Source organism: Microbacterium sp. Y355, assembly GCF_059445345.1.
Genome location: NZ_JCAIUD010000002.1, coordinates 86,079 through 104,129, shown reverse-complemented (window position 1 = coordinate 104,129; position 18,051 = coordinate 86,079). Strand labels below are relative to the sequence as shown.

Here is an 18,051-nt window from a genome sequence, read left to right as displayed (position 1 = left end):
CAGCAGTGTGGTCTCTCAGCGCCAGCGTCCGCAGTGACCGGATTGTGCCGTGGTCAGAGCTGTGCCCGCACCGTCGACACCTGGTACAGCGCGACGGATGCGGCGATGCCGGCGTTCAGCGACTCTGTCGCCGCCGAGATCGGAATCGAGATGATCTGGTCGCAGTTCTCGGTGACAAGGCGCGAGAGCCCCTTGCCCTCAGAGCCCACGACGATGACCACGGGACGGTCTGCCAGCTGAAGCTCGGGCAGTGAAACATCGCCGCCGCCATCAAGGCCGATCACGAATACGCCCTGCTTCTTGAATTCCTTCAGCTGCGTGGTGAGGTTCGTCGCCATCGCCACCGGGATGCGTGCTGCGGCACCCGCACTGGTCTTCCAGGCCGCCGAGTTCACACCCGCAGAGCGACGCTGCGGCAGGATGATGCCGTGGCCGCCGAAGGCAGCAGTCGAGCGGATGATCGCACCGAGGTTGCGCGGGTCGGTGATGCCGTCGAGCGCCACGAACAGGGGCAGCTCGCCGCGGCCGATGACCTGCTCCAGCAGGTCCTGCGGGTGCGCGTACTCGTACGGCGGCACCTTGAGCGCGACGCCCTGGTGAACGCCGTCGAAGCCGGCCATGCGGTCAAGTTCCTGACGAGTGACTTCCATCACGGGGATGCCGCGACCCGTCGCGATCGAGAGCATCTCCTTGACACGGTCGTCCATCTCGACGCGCTGCGCGATGTAGAACGCGGTCGCGGGGATCTTCGCCCGAAGTGCCTCAAGCACCGAGTTACGACCGGTGACGTTCTCGGTGTCGTCTCCGGCCTTCGACTTCGGCGCGCGGTTCGGGTTGCTCCCGCCGCCGCTGCTCGAGCGTGCGCCGGGTGGACGGCCCTTGCCGCCTGCCGCGGCGTAACGCTCGTTCGCGGCCTTGCGCTTGCCTGCAACGTGCCAGGCGCGGTCCTCTGCCTTGGGCGTGGGGCCACGACCTTCGAGAGACTTGCGTCCGAGTCCGCCTGTGCCCTTGAGCGGGCCCTTCTTCTTACCGTTGTGTGCGCCGGGGCGCGGTGGCTTAGCCATCAATACTCCAATGAGTTCCGTCTGCTGTGTCTTCCAAAGCAATGCCTGCCGCCGCGATCGCGTCGCGGATGCGGTCAGCCGTTGCCCAGTCCTTGTCGGCCCGCGCCTGAGCGCGTTGCGTGATCATCGTCTGCACGAGAGCGTCGAGAGCGGATGCCTCGGCTCCTCCTGCGACGGCCGTGACCGCGCCGTCCAGCCCGAGCACGTCGAGCATCGCGGCGAGCGCACGAGCCGCCTGAATCGCGGTATCTGTGTCGCCAGCATCCAATGCCGAGTTTCCCGCTCGAACCGCCTCGTGCACGGCGGCCAGAGCCTGCGGCACACCGAGATCATCGTCCATCGCGGCAACGAACGCATCCGGAAGCTCTGAGGGCACGAGAACAGCAGGATCAGCATCCGCTGCGCGCAGCACCCGCTGCCAGAATGTGTCAATGCGTCCGAGAGCGGCTTCAGCCTCTGCATAGGACGACGCCGACAGGTCAAGGCTTGAGCGGTAGTGCGCAGCGGCGAGCGCGTAGCGGATCACGAGCGGATCGTGATCGGCGAGCACACCTGCGGCGAGAGTGAAGTTTCCGAGCGACTTCGACATCTTCTGGCCGTCGACGGTGACGAGGCCGTTGTGCATCCAGTACCGGGCGAAAGCGTCGCCGGCCGCAGCCGACTGCGCGAGTTCGTTCTCGTGATGCGGGAAGCGCAGATCGAGGCCGCCCCCGTGGATGTCGAATTCCGCACCGAGATACCGCTTTGCCATGGCCGAGCACTCGATGTGCCAGCCGGGGCGGCCAGCGCCCCACGGCGATTCCCAGGTGGCGTCAGCCGGCTCGCCTGACTTGGCACCCTTCCAGAGGGCGAAGTCCTGGGGATTCCGCTTGCCGCGAGGGTCGGCATCCTCTGCCGCCTCCATCGCATCGACAGACTGGTGCGTGAGCGCACCATATTCTGCCCAAGAATGGACGTCGAAGTAGACGTCACCCGATCCGTCGGGTGCAGGGTACGCATGCCCCCGCTCGATGAGCGTCGAGATGAGTTCCTGCATCTGCGGAATGGATGCTGTCGCTCGAGGCTCATACGTGGGCGACAGGATGCCGATGCCGGCATATGCCGCGGTGAACTCCTGCTCGATCCGGTAGGCGAGCGCCCACCAGGGCTCCGAGTCGGACGCGTTCGCGAGCACCTTGTCATCGATGTCGGTGACGTTGCGTACGAAGGTCACGCGCCCGTAGCGATGCGCGAGCCAGCGACGAAGAATGTCGAAGCTCAGCGCCGCGCGGACATGCCCGATGTGCGGTCCTGACTGCACCGTCGGACCACACACATACATCGTGACGTTCTCGGGGTCGAGAGGCACGAAGTCACGCAGCTGCTGTGCGCGAGTGTCATGGAGGCGGAGAGTCACTGCTATAGCTTACTCGGCCCGCTCCCGCATCCCCTGAGCGTGACCTTGCTGAACTCAGCGTTGTGAGGATGCCGAGCGCGGCGGGCTCGCTACGGGCAAGACGAGGGCGACGGCGGTCGCAGCGATGCCTTCACTGCGTCCAGCGAAGCCGAGCCCGTCTGTCGTCGTCGCCGATGCGGAGACCGGGATGCCACCAAGCGCCGCTGACAGCACCGCTTCGGCCTCTGCCCGTCGCGCACTGAAGCGTGGACGATTGCCTTGGAACTGCACAGAGACGTTGCCGATCGCGAAGCCGGCCTCAGCGAGAATCTCACGCGTGCGAGCGAGGAACACCTCACCATGTGCTCCGGCATACTCGGGATGCGCGGTTCCGAAGTGTTGGCCGATGTCTCCGAGTCCGGCCGCCCCTAAGAGGGCGTCGACAATCGCGTGCGCGACCACGTCGCCATCCGAATGTCCGGACAGCGCCGGCTCCCCCGGCCATTCGAGCCCGGCGAGCCAGAGGTTTCCCTCCCCGCCGAAAGCGTGCACGTCTGTGCCTAATCCCACGCGAGGAATGAGCGGCGCGGATGCCACTGGTCCGGCGAGAATCTGCCGCGCACGCTCTAGATCTGCGGGCGTCGTGATCTTGAATGCCATCGGCGACCCCTTAATGTGTCGCACCTGATAACCGGCCGCCGCGAACAGTGCGGCATCGTCGGTGTACTCCGCCCCCGACGCAAGCGCGGCCGCATAGGACACCTCCAACAGTTCGCGCGGAAATCCTTGCGGTGTCTGTGCGGCGGCGAGCTCGGAGCGGTCGACTGCAGCGACGATGTCGCCGGCGTCCACCCTCTTTATGGTGTCGATGACCGCCAGTGCCGGGATGGCTCCCGCGTCGTTCGTGACGGCAGCAACGATGGCATCGATCTGCGACGAGGGAGTCAGTGCGCGCGCGGCGTCATGCACGAGCACTGTCGTGATGTCACCCCACAGCGCGCCGAGGCCCGCAGCCACCGACTGCTGTCTGGTCTCGCCGCCGACAACGACACGGCCGAGCTCTCGTCGATTACCGGCAGCCTCGAGCAGAGCCGTCTCTGCATCACCTTCGTGCCCAGCAGGCGCGACGACGATGACTTGGGCTGGACCGGCCGCAAACACGCCGTCGAGGGCATGTCGAAGCACGGAACGCGCGTCGATTCCGACGAACGCCTTTGGTGCTCCCGCCCCCAATCGGGAGCCGGAACCAGCCGCGACGACGATGATCGCCACACTGGGCACAGGCAGGAGTTCTGGCACGACGGTCACATGCTCAGGTTACCGTCGCCCCGCACACGGCCCGAGAATCGACCCGCAACATGAAAAACGTCGTGCACGCATGTTCTTCATGCGGCACGACGTTTTTCGTGGACTAGGTCCTCGTGGCTCAGGAAGCCAAGACCTCGTCAAGGATGACGCCGGCCTTGTCCTCGTCGCACTTCTCAGCGAGCGCGAGCTCGGAGATGAGGATCTGACGAGCCTTTGCGAGCATGCGCTTCTCACCAGCGGACAGGCCGCGGTCCTGATCGCGACGCCACAAGTCGCGAACGACCTCGCTTACCTTGATCACGTCGCCGGAGGCGAGCTTCTCAAGGTTCGCCTTGTAACGACGAGACCAGTTCGTGGGCTCTTCCGTGAACGGCGCACGCAGCACCTCGAACACGTTGTCGAGCCCCTCCTGGCCGATGACATCACGAACGCCGACTAGATCGACGTTCTCAGCGGGGACCTCAATGATGAGATCACCCTGGGTGACATTGAGCTTCAGATATTTCTTCGTCTCGCCCTTGATGACGCGATCTTTGACCTCGATGATCGTCGCGGCTCCATGGTGCGGATAGACGACGGTTTCGCCAACCTCAAAAAGCATAAAATCGTGTCCTTTCGGCAACCTCCAGAATACCACAGGCAAGATGCGCTAAGGTTCGCCGCCGCAGCGATCCTGAGCAGCATCACCGATACCCATAGAATAGGTACGGATACCCCAAAGCCTTTCAGGAGGACTCGTGAAATCGCGCCTTGTAGCGTCTGCCGCCGTCAGCGCCCTTGTTCTGCTCGGCGCGACGGGATGCACCTTCATCACCCCGCAGTCGACCGACATCCAGTACTCAGCGTCTGATGGGGTGAACATCCCCGACTCGGACGGGCCTCTCGCGATCCGCAACGCGATGATTATCGCAACGGAAGACGGCTCCACCGGCAACCTCGTCGCAGCCATCGTCAACGACACCGACAAGGCCGAGAAGCTCACCGTGGAAATCGCGGGCGGCGAAACTCTCACTGTCCGCGTCGGCGCGGGCGACACCTTGAGCCTTGGCGCGAACGCTGAGCCGCTGCGCATCGAAGATCTCAACACGATGCCTGGGGCCACCATCGAGCTGTACTTCCAGTCTGGCGACGCCACCGGAGCCAGCGCCGAAGTGCCCGTCCTCGACGGAGCTCTCTCGTACTACGCAGACCTGGTTCCACAGGACTGACACTGATCCTCATCAGCACCAACTGACGAGAGGCCGGCACCCATACGGGTGCCGGCCTCTCGTTGTTCACTCAGCCCTCGAAGCGATAGCCCAGTCCGCGAACGGTCACCAGCATGACCGGTTCACTGGGGTTCTCCTCGATTCGTGATCGGATGCGTTTGATATGCACGTCAAGCGTCTTGGTGTCTCCGAAGTAGTCGCTGCCCCACACTCGGTCGATCAGTTGACCACGTGTGAGCACCCTGCCGGAATTACGCATCAGCAGCTCGAGCAGCTCGAATTCCTTCAACGGCATGTTGATCCCCGCACCTGCGACAGTGACCGTGTGCCGATCGATGTCGAGTGCAACCCTGCCACCGTCGAGCACACGCTCGTCGAGGTCGCTGTCGGCCTGCACGACCCGACGCAGTACCGCGCGCATGCGAGCAAGCAGTTCGCGAGACGAGTACGGCTTGGTGATGTAGTCGTCTGCGCCCAACTCCAGTCCGACGACGATGTCCACTTCGGAATCCTTTGCCGTGACCATGATGATCGGCACAGTGGATGTGGAGCGGATCTGCCTGCACACCTCAGTGCCCGGCATACCGGGAAGCATGAGGTCGAGCAGCACGATGTCTGCGCCGCGTTCTCCGAACGCGGTGAGGGCGCCAGGGCCGTCCTCTGCGATCTCCACCTCGTAGCCTTCGCGGCGCATCAGGTAAGCAAGCGGGTCCGCGAGGTCGGGTTCGTCCTCGACGATCAGGATGCGAGTCATGCGGTGTCTCCGTTTCGGACGCGATTGGATGCGACAGCCTTGGCCGCTTTCCGCGCGCGCTTCTTCTTGATCTTCCGGTCGGCGTCTTCCGTTACCGGCGCTTCGATTCGTGGCAGGACAATGGTGAAAGTTGATCCGCGGCCGGGGCGAGACCACAAGCGCACCTCGCCTCCGTGCCGCTGGGTGGCGTGCTTTACGATCGAGAGGCCGAGGCCGGTGCCACCGGTTCGCCTCGAACGCGCTTCATCTGCGCGATAGAAGCGCTCGAAGATGCGTTCGCGGTCAGATTCGGTGATCCCGATGCCCTGATCCGACACCGCAATCTCAACGGTTTCGCCCTCAATCTTGATGCCGATGCCCACCCGAGAGCCGTTCGATGAGTAGACGATCGCGTTCGCGATGAGGTTGCTGACCGCCTCGATGAGAATCTGCGCGTCACCACGCACGAAAGCACCTCGATCACCACCGCGAAGAAGCTCGACGCCGGCGGAATCGGCCTGCACGGCATGCGCCTCGACGGATGCAGTGACGACCTCGTCGATGGCAACCGGGTCAAAATCAGTGATCCCATCAGCCGCCTGCAGACGAGACAGGCTCATGATACGACCGGTGAGCTGGCCGAGACGCGATGCCTCTGCCGAGATGCGAGCGGCAAAGATGCGCACCTGTGCCGGGTCATCTGCCGCCGATTCGATCGCCTCGGCGAGCAGGCTCACCGCGCCGACCGGCGTCTTCAGTTCATGGCTGGTGTTGGCGACGAAGTCGCGGCGCACCTGATCCAATCGTTCCTGCTCGGTGACATCGCGGATGATCAACAACGTCAGCCGCGGCCCCAGCGTGCTGGCTCGCGCCGACACCAGTCGTGGGTCCAGGCTCATGCCGGGGCGCGTGATTCTCATCGTCTCGGTGGTGGATGCTCCGATCGAGCGCACCGTGCGCACGAGCTGGCGCAACTCTTGGTTGTCAAGCGTCTCACCGACGTCGATCCCGAACCGCGCAGCGGCATGGGAGGTCGCGAGTACGAGCCCCGACGTGTCAATGACACAGGCCGCGTCATCCATGCTGTCGAGCACGTCCGCCGTGCCCTGCGGAACGGTGGCGGAAGATTCCTCTACGACCTTCGCGCGCGCCCGATACGCCCACACGATGAGAGCCGATAACCCCCCGCCGATCACTAAGCCCACAGCAAGTGCAAGGAACGTGATCTGCGGCGGGGACATGTCTCAAGCGTAGAGTGCGTTCACCCGAACTTCGGCGAGTTTCCGCATCAGGGCGGGAAGCGTCGAACTAGTATTCACATACTGGGCACCGTTCGTTAACCTTCAACGAACACAATCGCTGTGGGCGTGCGAACACCGCTGCTCCCCCCATCGGCCGGCCGGAACCGCCCGAGATCCGAACGAAAGGTTGCGCCGCACATGCGCGAAGTCTTCCACCAGTCCCTCGAGGACCTGCAGTCTCGCCTCGTGGAGATCGCTGACCTTGTCACGGTCTCCATCGACAAAGCCACCCGCGCCTTCGCCACCAGCGACGTCTCCCTTGCTGAAGAGGTGATCGCCGACGACTCGAAGATTGACGACCTGGCCCTCAAGCTCGACGAGCAGGCCATTGAGATCCTCGCGCGCCAGCAGCCGGTCGCGCGCGATCTTCGCATCGTCGTCTTCGCGCTGCGTGTGAGCGCTTCCCTGGAGCGCATGGGCGACATGTCAGAGCACATCGCTCAGCTTGCTCGCATGCGCTTCCCTGAGCGCGCCATTCCGAAGGGGCTCAAGAGCACTTTCACGAAGATGGGCGAGCAGGATGTCGAGATCGCCCGTACGCTCTCAGAGCTGCTGCGAACGCAGGACCTGCGCTTGGCCGACACCATCCGCAACGCGGATGACGAGGTCGACGAGCTGCACGCCCGCGTGTTCGAGAAGGTGCTCAGCGACACCTGGAAGGGTGAGGCGAATGCGACCGTCGATGCCACACTCGCCAGCCGTTACCACGAGCGCTTCGCGGACCACGCGGTTGCTGTAGCCAAGAAGGTCGTCTACCTCGCCACTGGCGACTGGGACGTCCGCGAGGACGATATCGCTCAAGCTGCGGCCGATGCTGCGGGCAGCGACGGCAAGGGCCTGGCCTGACGCCCTACCTACCTAAAGCCGAGGGCCCGTGATGCAGACATCTGCATCACGGGCCCTCGGCTTTTACCCGGGTTCGGCGTTACTTCTTGCCCTGGGATGCGACGGCGGCGGCTCCAGCGGCAGCAGCCTCGGGGTCGAGGTAGCGGCCAGGACCGGTGGGAACGTTGTTCTCGTCCAGCTCATAAATCAGCGGGATGCCGGTGGGGATGTTCAGCTCGGCGATCGCGTCGTCACTGATGCCGTCCAGGTGCTTGACGAGGCCGCGCAGCGAGTTGCCGTGCGCGGCGACCAGGACTGTCTTGCCTGCTTCGAGGTCAGGAATGATCGCGCTCTCCCAGTAGGGCAGCATGCGGTCGATGACGATTGAAAGCGACTCGGTGCGGGGCACCTCGCCGTCGATGCCGACGTAGCGGGGGTCGTTAACCTGGCTGAACTCGCTGGCGTCATCGAGCAGGGGCGGTGGCACGTCGAACGAGCGACGCCACAGCTGGAACTGCTCTGGACCGAACTCCTCAAGCGTCTGCGCCTTGTCTTTGCCCTGCAGAGCGCCGTAATGACGCTCGTTGAGCCGCCAGGAGCGGGTCACTGGGATCCACAGGCGGTCGGCGGCATCCAGCGCGATATCCGCGGTCTGGATCGCGCGGCTGAGCAGCGAGGTGTGCAGAACGTCGGGCAGCAGGCCGGACTCGGCGAGCAGCTCGCCGCCGCGGCGAGCTTCGTTCTTGCCCTGTTCGGTGAGTCGGACATCCACCCAGCCGGTGAACAGGTTCAGTTCGTTCCACTCGCTCTGGCCGTGGCGGAGCAGGATGAGGGTGCGCGTCATGGCTCCAGTCTATCGAGAGCCCTCGCCGCCGATGGCAGGATGGATGCATGGCGTCATCTCCACTCGGGCATCCCACCAGGGGCACCACGGGCACGAACAGACTGCGCCGTAACGATCGCTGGATCGCCGCCAGCGACGCATTTCGCACTGCCGCAGATCCATTGGTAATCGATCTGGGGTTCGGCGCCAGCGGTGTGACCGCGTTCGAGTTGGCAACCAGGCTCGGCCGGGTGCGTGCGGATGCGGAGGTCATCGGCTTCGAACTCGATCCTGAACGCGTCGCCACCGCGCGCAGACAGCTAGAGGATGTGCGCGCGGGGCGCACGCCCTTCTCCCCCGATCTTCGCGTCTCCTTCGCGCGTGGCGGGTTCGAAGTGCCCATGATCGACGGCAGGCGCCCGGCAGCGATCCGAGCGATGAACGTGCTGCGCCAGTATGACGAATCGGAAGTTCCGGCCGCATGGGCGTCGATGGCTGCCCGGCTCGCTCCGAAGGGACTGCTGTTCGAGGGCACCTGTGACGAAATCGGGCGGATCGCCAGTTGGATCGACGTCACCGGCGACGGGCAGCCTCAACGTTTCACGATCTCACTGCGGCTGGCCGAGCTGGACCAGCCCAGCATCGTCGCCGAGCGGCTGCCCAAAGCACTCATCCACCGAAACGTGCCAGGTGAACGCGTGCACGACCTGCTCGTCGGCCTGGATCGGGAATGGGACCGTGCTGCGCCACTGTCGACCTTCGGTGCGACGCAGCGATTCCTCGCTGCTGCGAAGGCACTCAAGGAGCAGGGATGGCCAGTCCTGGGCGGCCGCAGCCGCTGGCGACTCGGCGAGCTCACAGTGCCGTGGAGCGCCGTCGCGCCTCGTTAGCTGCCGGTCGTCCTGCGCGGATCCTGTCCTTCGGGACGACGAGAGAGCCGAGTGAGCCTGGGCACATCGGCGGTGGCACCGGCATCCGCCGGTACGATCACCTGCTGCGCCGCGGGGACATCGATGCCCTCTGCCCGCACGACCAACTCAACGGTCGGCGCACGGCGCGACAGCATCGCCAGCGCGATCGGTCCGTCTTCATAGTGCCTGGCCACTGAGGTGATGTGCCCGACCTCTGCGTCACCTGCGAAGACCGCAGCCCCCGGCTCCGGCAGTACGGCATCGCTGCCATCAAGGTGCAGGGCGGCAAGGCGGCGCGGCGGGTGCCCGAGATTGTGCACCTTCGCGACCGTCTCCTGACCGCGGTAGCAGCCCTTGTTCAGGTGCACCGCACTGCGGATCCAGTCTGCTTCGTGCGGCAGCGAACGCTCATCGACCTCGCTGGCCCAGCGCGGCCTCCAGGCTGCGATACGCAGCGCCTCGACCGCGAGAATGCCAGCGGCATCAAATGTGGGGACAGCGGATGCAACGGCATCCGCCTCGACGATCGCCACACGCCACGCGTAGTCAGCGGCGGGATGCTGCTCGACATTTGCATACTGATGCCCGCCGGGCTGCACAGTGCTCCATGGATCAGACCATACGAGCGGCGTGCCATTGGGTGCTGCCGCGATCGCGCGTGCGGTGGCCTGTGCATCCCCGCCGGCGAAGAAACCGAGCAGTCCAAGCTCTGTGCGCACGGTCACCGTGACACGCGAGCGGAAGACCATGCGCTTCAGCCAGGCGGCGAGAGGCTCGGCATCTGCGGCGTCTGCGATCAGCCACACGGACGAGCCGTCTTCGAAGACACCGGCAGCGTGTTCGACGCGCCCCTGCGGATCAAGCACGAGCAGCTCAGTGCTGTCACCTGCGCGCAGACGGGCAACGGCCTGCGAAGTGATGGAGTCCAGCCAGCTCAGGCGGTCTTCCCCGGCCACTTCGATCACAGCGCGATCCCCCAGCGGCGCGATGGCGCTGCCTGCGAGTAGACGACGCTGCTCTCGCATGGGGTCGCCCAGGTGCATGAGGACGCCGTCGGTTTCGACTGCGCCAGGAAGTGCGGCAAAGGCCTCGATAAGTGTCGACATCATCAGACCCTCGCCAGACGAGCGGATGCGTGCGACGCCAGCGTGGCGCCGAGAGCGGCGATGTCCCAGGCCCAGAGCAGGTGATCATCGACCAGGCCATACATACGGCTAGCTGCGCGGTATTCCTTACCGCCTGCACCGCGCACGATCGCATCGGTCACGATGTCGACACGAGGGCCGTTGATTTCGCCCAAATACAGCTCAAGCGCACCGTCAGAGTGCGCGACCGACACCTCCAGCGGGAAGCCGCCGGATGAAGTGCGAAGCAACTCGACGTCGTGAACGGTACGCACCGGGGCCGCGCCGACCGGCGGCAGCAGCGCCGGACCGGCATCTGCCGCTGTCGCAGGACGAGCGATGCGCCAGAAACCCATCTCGGCAACGAGCGGCACGGATGCTTCGCCCTCTGCCGCTGCCATCCACGCTGTCGCGGAATAGTTCAAGTACCCGGTGCCGTCGTGGCTGAAGCTCACCCGATGGGTGAACTCGCCTTGGAATCGGTGATCATCCGCGGTGTAATCGATGACCCCGGTGCCTTCCCAGACGCCGATGAGCCAGCTCAGCGGCGCGAGATCAGCAGGAAGGTCGGTAGGAAGCTCGATCATTGCGCTCAGCGCTGGCCGCGGAACAGGTTCCGAAGCACCACACCGGCGACGAAGAAGATCGCGAGACTCGCAAGGCCCAGCAGACCGATGAAGAAGAGTTCAAGAGCGACAAGGTCCATAACGCCACTCTACTCTTGCTGTCAGCCCTCGCGGCGAGTGCCTCAGGCAGGGACCAGCGCAGCCAGAGCGAAACCCGCCGAGACCATGCCGAGCAGCAGCAGTGCGCCGGTCACGCTCGCGGCCAGCCGGAAAATGAACCCCTTGGTCTGGCCGTACCAGAGCTGCAAAGCGAAGGCGAGCAGAATCGCGCCACCGAAACCAACAAGCAGCCACTGGAACCGCCACTCCTCCGGCACGAAGATACCGATGACGACCGCAGCAATGAGGGCGGCAGCCCACACGACGGCGACGCCACTCAGTGGGCTACGCGGTGCGAGAGCGGGTTCAGGCATGAGTCCATTGTTACGCATTCGTCGCGGAATGCACCCACAGCAGGTCACGACGTCGGCTCTCGCTCGGTATCATTGGCGCACGGCTTCCCCCGATCGCCGTGCAGGGCGTCGACCTCGTCGCCCGAAAGGAAAGTGCGTGGCTCTGATCCTTGTTCTGACTTCTGCTCCCACATCGGAGCAGGTTCTGCCCGCCCTCGATCTGCTCAGTCATCGTGTGCGCCAGATCCTTGCAGAACCCGCTCAACTCGTGAGCGCGCCCGAGAGCGAGATCGTGATCGTCGATGGCAGACACGACCTCGCCGGTGCCAAATCGCTGTGCAAGTTGCTGCGCACGACCGGCCAGGATGCTCCGCTTCTGCTCGTCGTCACCGAAGGCGGCATGAGCGCCGTCTCCGGAGACTGGGGCATCGACGATGTGCTGCTCACGAATGCTGGCCCGGCGGAGACCGACGCGCGCATCAGGCTGGCGATCGCTCGCAGCGATGCCAGTGCCGCGCCCACCCGAGTGCAGGCATCCGGCGTCTCGATCGATGAACAGTCGTACTCCGCCAAACTGCACGGCAAGGTGCTGGATCTCACCTACAAGGAGTTTCAGCTGCTGCACTTCCTCGCCACGCATCCGTCACGCGTATTCACTCGCGAACAACTGCTGAGCGAAGTGTGGGGCTACGACTACTTCGGCGGCACACGCACTGTCGACGTGCACGTGCGTCGGCTGCGCGCAAAACTCGGCGACCAGGAACAGATCATCGGCACCGTTCGCAACGTCGGGTACCGCTTCAATGTGTACGACGAAGAGCAGTTGGCTGCCACATCCCCGTGACACTGCATTGACTCGTTCACACACGTGTCACCTGGCAATGCCAAGATATACAGCATGATCGAACCCGCTTTCGCAGACGCTGGCCTCGGTGACGCTGAGGACGATGACTTCGACGCCATCGAGTCCCCGGACTCGCTGCTGCCTGACCACCGGTACCACGACCGCGAGATCAGCTGGCTGGCGTTCAATCAACGCGTTCTGGAACTGGCCGAGGACTCGAGCCTCCCAGAACTTGAGCGAGCGAACTTCCTGGCGATCTTCGCGAGCAACCTTGACGAGTTCTTCATGGTGCGCGTGGCCGGCCTCAAGCGCCGCATCCTCACCGGACTCGCCATTCCCACAAACGTAGGCAGATCGCCCTCGGATGTCCTCGCTGATATTTCCAACGAGGCCCATGCCCTGCAGCGAAGGCACGCCGCCGCGTGGACTGAACTCGTTCGACCTGCTCTGGCGGATGCCGGGATCGAGATCACCGAATGGGACGCACTCACCGATGCTGAGCGTGCCGCCCTCACCGAGTATTTCCAACTGCACGTCTTCCCTGTGCTCATGCCGCTTGCGGTTGACCCGGCGCACCCGTTCCCCTACATCTCGGGGCTCTCACTGAACCTCGCGATCCGCATCCGCAACGCGCGCACCGGCCGGCAGGAATTCGCCAGGCTCAAGGTGCCACCGATGCTGCCGCGACTTGTCGAGGTGCCTGGTACCAGTGAGATCAAGCGGTTCCTGCCGCTCGAGGATCTACTCTCGAATCACCTCGGCGATCTCTTCCCGGGGATGGAGGTGCTCGATCATCACGCATTCCGCCTCACCCGCAACGAGGATGTGGAGATCGAGGAGGACGAGAGCGAGAACCTGATTCAGGCGCTCGAGGCCGAGCTGCTCCGACGCCGATTCGGACCGCCGATCCGGCTCGAGATCGCAGACGACATGGATGACGTGACCCTTGATCTGCTGATCAAAGAGCTCGACATCACCGATCAGGAGGTCTACCGCCTCCCCAGTCCGCTCGATCTGCGCGGACTATTTTCCCTCTCCCGCGTCAACCGCCCCGATCTGCGCTATCCGCCGCATCTGCCGACGACGGCAGTCGCCTTCCAACCCACCGGCTCGAACAGCCGCGCCGACATCTTCGCCGCGATCCGCAAGAACGACGTGCTCGTGCACCACCCGTACGAGTCGTTCGCGACGAGTGTGCAGGCATTCCTCGAGCAGGCAGCGCGCGACCCGCACGTACTCGCGATCAAGCAGACGCTGTACCGCACCTCGGGAGACAGCCCCATCGTGCAGGCGTTGATCGACGCGGCCGAGGCAGGAAAACAGGTGCTCGCCCTCGTCGAGGTCAAGGCGCGCTTCGACGAAGCGAACAACATCGTCTGGGCGCGCAAGCTCGAAAAGGCCGGCGTGCATGTCGTATACGGGCTCGTGGGCCTGAAGACCCACTGCAAGCTCGCTCTCGTCATCCGTGAGGAAGGCGGGATGCTGCAGCATTATTCACACGTCGGCACGGGCAACTACAACCCGAAGACGAGCCGCGTCTACGAAGACTTCGGCCTGTTCACCGCGGATGCGCAGGTGGGCAAGGACCTCACCCGACTGTTCAACGAGCTCAGCGGCTACGCGATCGAGAAGAAGTTCAAGCGACTTCTGGTCGCTCCGCTGCACCTGCGCAAGGGGCTCCTTCGCCAGATCGACAACGAGCGAAAGAACGCCGAGGCAGGCGGTCGCGCTCACATTCGTATCAAGGTCAACTCGATGGTCGACGAGGAGATCATCGATGCTCTCTATCGTGCGAGCCAGGCCGGGGTCAAGGTCGATGTGTGGGTGCGCGGCATCTGCAGCATCAAGGTCGACCTGCCAGGCATCAGCGACAACATCACCGTACGCAGCATCCTTGGACGCTATCTTGAGCACTCCCGGATCTTTGCGTTCGACAATGCCGGTGACCCCCAGATTCACATCGGCAGCGCAGACATGATGCACCGAAATCTCGACCGACGAGTCGAGGCCCTGGTGCGAGTGACCGACGCGGCTCACATCAAAGAGCTGTTGGCATTCTTCGACCTCGCCATGGATGATGGCACCACCTCCTGGCATCTCGGTGCAGAGGGTGTCTGGGAGCGCCGCTCCACTGATGCTGAGGGAAATCCACTCATCGATCTGCAGGACAAGACGATGAGCCAGATCCAACGGCGCCGTCGCACGCGGTCGGTGCGATGACGACGATGGAGATCGGCGTGCGCGACGACAAGGCCGTGTACGCGGCGGGCGCCGTCGTGTGGCGATTGGTCGAGGGCAAGCTCCGCATCCTCCTGATCCATCGCACAAAGTACCGTGATGTGACACTCCCCAAAGGCAAAGTCGACCCTGGTGAGATGCTCGCCCAGACGGCGGTGCGTGAAGTGCATGAGGAAACCGGCATCCGGGTGAGCCTCGGAGTTCCGGTGGGCGTCAGCCGTTATTTCATGCGTCCCAAGCGTCAGAAGGTCGTGCACTACTGGGCTGCTGAGGCAACCGAGGAGGCGATTCGCAACTCCGCTTTCGTGCCGAATCATGAGATCGCCGCGCTGGAGTGGATGAGCCTGAAGAAGGCACGAAAGTGCCTCAGCTATCCGGTGGATCTGGAAATTCTCGATGAGTTCGAACGACTCGTCGACGATGGCGTGCTGCACACGTTTCCGATCATCGCACTGCGGCATGCGAAGGCAGTCAGTCGCTCCGAGTGGGCGATGTCAGATGCTTCGCGTCCGCTGACCGAGCGCGGCAAGCGGCAGGCGGCGGCCATCGTCGCGCCGCTGCGCGCCTTCGGCATCCGCAAGATCATCACCAGCGACGCCACACGCTGCGTGCAGACCGTCGCACCGCTTGCGAAGGCCCTCGACCGCAATCCGGTGGAGACGGAGCGCATCAGCCAAGACGCCTGGGAAGAGGGGCGATCGGACGTGCGCGCTGTGATTGGCAAGCGCGTGCGCTCACGCAAGCCTGCCGTACTCTGCAGCCACGGCCCCGTGCTTCCAGACATTCTCACCGAGCTCGCGCTCGCGACCGGAACGTTGCGCGGCTCCTACGTCAGCAGCGCCGCAGATCTCGAGGTCGGCGCCTTCTCTGTCGCGCATCTGTCAGCGACAAACCCAGGTTCGGGCATCATCTCGATCGAGACGCACGTTCCGAAGATCTGACCGATCCCTACCCCAAGGGGTCGCCAGTCGTTCACCTTCCGTTTACCTGCACGGGAGAATCTCGTTAACCGCCGCGCCTAGCGTCACTGTGTGCCCTGCACCGGGCCTCAACCATCCACGATCGAAGGATCCACAGTGAAGATCTCCCGAATCGCCCGAATTGGCGCCATCGGCGCCATCGCCGCCCTCGCTCTCGCCGGCTGTGCCGCGAACGAAGCTCCCGCCGACGACACATCCGCCGCGCCCAGCGATGACACCACCGCATCCGAGCTGTCCGGCACCATCGACGCCACGGGCGCTTCCTCGCAGGCAGCAGCCCAGGAAGCATGGGTCGCCGCTTTCCAGACCGCCAACAGCGACGTCACCGTCAACTACGAGCCCACCGGCTCCGGCACTGGCCGCGAGAACTTCCTCGAAGGCGGCAGCAACTTCATCGGCTCCGACCGTGCGTTCAACGACGAGGAAGTCGCCGCCGGCGGCTTCGGCGCGTGCACCACTGACGACATCGTCGAAGTTCCGCTCTACATCTCCCCGGTCGCCGTCGCGTTCAACCTCGAAGGCGTCGACACACTGAACCTGGATGCCGCCGCCATCGCGGGCGTCTTCGCCGGAACCATTGCGAACTGGAACGACCCGGCCATCGCCGCCCTGAACGACGGCGTCGAGCTGCCCGACCTGGCCATCTCGCCGGTGCACCGCTCCGACCCGTCCGGCACGCAGGAGACTTTCACCTCGTACCTCAGCGCGACCGCGGCAGATGTCTGGACCTTCGAGGCCGCTGACGTTTGGCCGATCGAGGGCGGCGAAGCCGCTCAGGGCACCTCAGGTGTGAAGCAGGCGATCACTGCCGGCAACGGAGCGATCGGCTTCCTGGACGCCTCGCAGGCTGGCGACCTCGGTCAGGTCCACGTCGAGGTTGACGGCGAATTCGTCCCTTACTCGGCAGAGGCAGCATCCCTCCTGGTCGAGAACTCCCCGCTCGTCGAAGGCCGTGGCGACGGAGACCTCGTGTTCGACGTTGACCCTGCTTCGGCCACGGGTGGCGCGTACCCGATCGCTCTGGTCAGCTACCTGATCGGCTGCGAGCAGTACGAGGACACGAACATCGCAGCGCTCGTCAAGGCGTACTTCACCTACATCGCCAGCCCCGAGGGCCAGGCTGCTGCAGAAGAGAACGCCGGCAACGCCCCGATCTCGGACGGCCTGCGCGAGCAGGTGCTCGCTGCAATCGACATGATCCAGGTCGGCTGATCGCAGCTTGACTGTACAGAACTGATATTGCTGCCCTCGCACCCCGAACAGGTGCGAGGGCAGCAATGAGCACGCTACGCTTCACCCCGACTCCTCCGCCCGAAACAGGGAGAACATGAGCACGACCGAGCAGGTACAGACCGCGCGCACCGATCCGCCGGCCCCGATCACCGCCAAGCAGAGGCTCGGCGACCGTGTGTTCTCTGGCACCGCACTCAGCGCCGGAATCATCATCCTCGTGGTCCTCGCGGCCGTCGCCACGTTCCTCATCATCCAGAGCATCCCCACATTCCAGGCCGACACCAGCGACAACCACATCCTCAAGGGCGAGTCGTTCTTGACGTACGTCTGGCCGCTGGTTTTCGGCACGCTCTGGGCCGCGTTCATGGCGCTGGTCATCGCCGCTCCGATCTCGATCGGCATCGCGCTTTTCATCTCGCACTACGCGCCCCGCAGACTTGCATCCTTCCTCGGTTACATCATCGACCTGCTCGCCGCCGTTCCCTCGGTCGTCTTCGGCCTGTGGGGTGGCCTCGTGCTGGCCCCGCTGCTCCAGCCCATCTACGCATGGCTGAGCGAGAACGCGAGCTGGATCCCGTTCTTCCAGGGTCAGGTCTCCTCGACCGGAAAGACGATTCTGACAGCTGCTCTGGTGCTCGCCGTGATGTGCATTCCGATCATGACAGCGATCTCCCGTGAGGTATTCCTGCAGACGCCAACGCTCCACGAAGAGGCAGCGCTCGCACTCGGCGCGACACGCTGGGAAATGGTGCGGATGGCCGTCCTTCCCTTCGCCCGCGGCGGCATGGTCTCTGCGGCAATGCTCGCCCTCGGCCGCGCACTCGGCGAGACGATGGCCGTCACGATGGTGCTCTCACCGGCAGCTGTCGTCAGCTTCCTGGTGATCACCGCCACCAACCCCACGCCGATTCCCGCGAACATCGCCCTTGCCTTCCCCGAAGCGCATGGCACCGGCGTCAACACGCTCATCGCGACCGGCCTCATCCTCTTCGTCGTGACCTTCGCGGTCAATGCGTTGGCGCGCTGGATCGTTGCCCGCCGCGCCGAGTTCTCGGGAGCGAACTGA

Annotated in this window: 18 protein-coding genes; 8 read left to right on the top strand and 10 right to left on the bottom strand. The window is 64.4% G+C overall.

What is annotated here, in order from left to right:
* Positions 1-53: 53 nt before the first annotated feature.
* The 4 genes from rlmB to AC1C2O_RS17495 form a co-directional block, all read right to left on the bottom strand.
* Positions 54-1,064, bottom strand: coding sequence for a 23S rRNA (guanosine(2251)-2'-O)-methyltransferase RlmB (rlmB, locus tag AC1C2O_RS17510; protein WP_495431853.1), 1,011 nt, complete (start codon positions 1,062-1,064; stop codon positions 54-56).
* Positions 1,057-2,460 (bottom strand): cysteine--tRNA ligase, encoded by a 1,404-nt coding sequence (gene cysS, locus AC1C2O_RS17505; RefSeq protein WP_495431852.1) that lies wholly within the window; start codon positions 2,458-2,460, stop codon positions 1,057-1,059. The genes rlmB and cysS overlap by 8 nt, the downstream gene beginning before the upstream one ends.
* Positions 2,461-2,514: 54 nt before the next feature.
* On the bottom strand, positions 2,515-3,747 hold the full coding sequence (gene ispD / locus AC1C2O_RS17500; RefSeq protein WP_495431851.1) for a 2-C-methyl-D-erythritol 4-phosphate cytidylyltransferase: 1,233 nt from the start codon (positions 3,745-3,747) through the stop codon (positions 2,515-2,517).
* Positions 3,748-3,865: 118 nt separating this feature from the next.
* Positions 3,866-4,348: a CarD family transcriptional regulator gene (locus tag AC1C2O_RS17495; RefSeq protein ID WP_495431850.1), complete on the bottom strand. Its 483-nt coding sequence runs from the start codon at positions 4,346-4,348 to the stop codon at positions 3,866-3,868.
* 136 nt (positions 4,349-4,484) lie between these two features.
* Between AC1C2O_RS17495 and AC1C2O_RS17490 the strand changes: the two genes are divergently transcribed.
* Entirely contained in the window at positions 4,485-4,955 is a 471-nt protein-coding gene (locus AC1C2O_RS17490) for a DNA modification methylase (protein ID WP_495431849.1), read from the top strand.
* A 70-nt stretch (positions 4,956-5,025) separates the two neighbouring features.
* Here AC1C2O_RS17490 and AC1C2O_RS17485 read toward each other — a convergent pair whose 3' ends face one another.
* Both AC1C2O_RS17485 and AC1C2O_RS17480 read right to left on the bottom strand, forming a co-directional pair.
* Entirely contained in the window at positions 5,026-5,709 is a 684-nt protein-coding gene (locus tag AC1C2O_RS17485) for a response regulator (RefSeq protein ID WP_495431848.1), read from the bottom strand.
* Positions 5,706-6,929 carry a sensor histidine kinase gene (locus AC1C2O_RS17480; RefSeq protein ID WP_495431847.1) on the bottom strand — a complete coding sequence of 408 codons (1,224 nt, stop codon included), beginning with the start codon at positions 6,927-6,929 and terminating at the stop codon, positions 5,706-5,708. The genes AC1C2O_RS17485 and AC1C2O_RS17480 overlap by 4 nt, the downstream gene beginning before the upstream one ends.
* Positions 6,930-7,127: 198 nt before the next feature.
* Between AC1C2O_RS17480 and phoU the strand changes: the two genes are divergently transcribed.
* Positions 7,128-7,835 carry a phosphate signaling complex protein PhoU gene (phoU, locus tag AC1C2O_RS17475; protein ID WP_495431846.1) on the top strand — a complete coding sequence of 236 codons (708 nt, stop codon included), beginning with the start codon at positions 7,128-7,130 and terminating at the stop codon, positions 7,833-7,835.
* 79 nt (positions 7,836-7,914) lie between these two features.
* On the opposite strand, the gene AC1C2O_RS17470 is transcribed toward phoU, so the two are convergent.
* Positions 7,915-8,658: a phosphoglyceromutase gene (locus tag AC1C2O_RS17470; RefSeq protein WP_495431845.1), complete on the bottom strand. Its 744-nt coding sequence runs from the start codon at positions 8,656-8,658 to the stop codon at positions 7,915-7,917.
* Positions 8,659-8,705: 47 nt separating this feature from the next.
* Between AC1C2O_RS17470 and AC1C2O_RS17465 the strand changes: the two genes are divergently transcribed.
* On the top strand, positions 8,706-9,527 hold the full coding sequence (locus AC1C2O_RS17465; RefSeq protein ID WP_495431844.1) for a class I SAM-dependent methyltransferase: 822 nt from the start codon (positions 8,706-8,708) through the stop codon (positions 9,525-9,527).
* Here AC1C2O_RS17465 and ygfZ read toward each other — a convergent pair.
* The 3 genes from ygfZ to AC1C2O_RS17450 all read right to left on the bottom strand — a co-directional run bounded on the left by ygfZ (position 9,524) and on the right by AC1C2O_RS17450 (position 11,711).
* On the bottom strand, positions 9,524-10,654 hold the full coding sequence (ygfZ, locus tag AC1C2O_RS17460) for a CAF17-like 4Fe-4S cluster assembly/insertion protein YgfZ (RefSeq protein ID WP_495432169.1): 1,131 nt from the start codon (positions 10,652-10,654) through the stop codon (positions 9,524-9,526). The two genes, AC1C2O_RS17465 and ygfZ, sit on opposite strands and share 4 nt — an antisense overlap.
* Before the next feature lie 2 nt (positions 10,655-10,656).
* On the bottom strand, positions 10,657-11,259 hold the full coding sequence (locus tag AC1C2O_RS17455) for a heme-binding beta-barrel domain-containing protein (RefSeq protein ID WP_495431843.1): 603 nt from the start codon (positions 11,257-11,259) through the stop codon (positions 10,657-10,659).
* Positions 11,260-11,420: 161 nt separating this feature from the next.
* Positions 11,421-11,711 carry a hypothetical protein gene (locus AC1C2O_RS17450; protein ID WP_495431842.1) on the bottom strand — a complete coding sequence of 97 codons (291 nt, stop codon included), beginning with the start codon at positions 11,709-11,711 and terminating at the stop codon, positions 11,421-11,423.
* Positions 11,712-11,847: 136 nt separating this feature from the next.
* Between AC1C2O_RS17450 and AC1C2O_RS17445 the strand changes: the two genes are divergently transcribed.
* From AC1C2O_RS17445 to pstC, 5 genes are all read left to right on the top strand, one after another.
* The gene (locus AC1C2O_RS17445; protein ID WP_495431841.1) at positions 11,848-12,534 is read left to right on the top strand and encodes a winged helix family transcriptional regulator; all 687 of its coding nucleotides are present in this window, start codon (positions 11,848-11,850) and stop codon (positions 12,532-12,534) included.
* A gap of 54 nt (positions 12,535-12,588) precedes the next feature.
* A complete protein-coding gene (locus AC1C2O_RS17440; protein WP_495431840.1) occupies positions 12,589-14,754 on the top strand; it encodes an RNA degradosome polyphosphate kinase in 2,166 nt (721 codons plus the stop codon).
* On the top strand, positions 14,751-15,713 hold the full coding sequence (locus tag AC1C2O_RS17435) for an NUDIX hydrolase (protein WP_495431839.1): 963 nt from the start codon (positions 14,751-14,753) through the stop codon (positions 15,711-15,713). Before AC1C2O_RS17440 ends, AC1C2O_RS17435 begins: the two co-directional genes overlap by 4 nt.
* A gap of 135 nt (positions 15,714-15,848) precedes the next feature.
* Complete coding sequence (locus AC1C2O_RS17430) at positions 15,849-16,964, top strand: phosphate ABC transporter substrate-binding protein PstS (RefSeq protein ID WP_495431838.1); 1,116 nt, start codon at positions 15,849-15,851, stop codon at positions 16,962-16,964.
* A gap of 115 nt (positions 16,965-17,079) precedes the next feature.
* Positions 17,080-18,051 (top strand): phosphate ABC transporter permease subunit PstC, encoded by a 972-nt coding sequence (gene pstC / locus AC1C2O_RS17425; RefSeq protein WP_495431837.1) that lies wholly within the window; start codon positions 17,080-17,082, stop codon positions 18,049-18,051.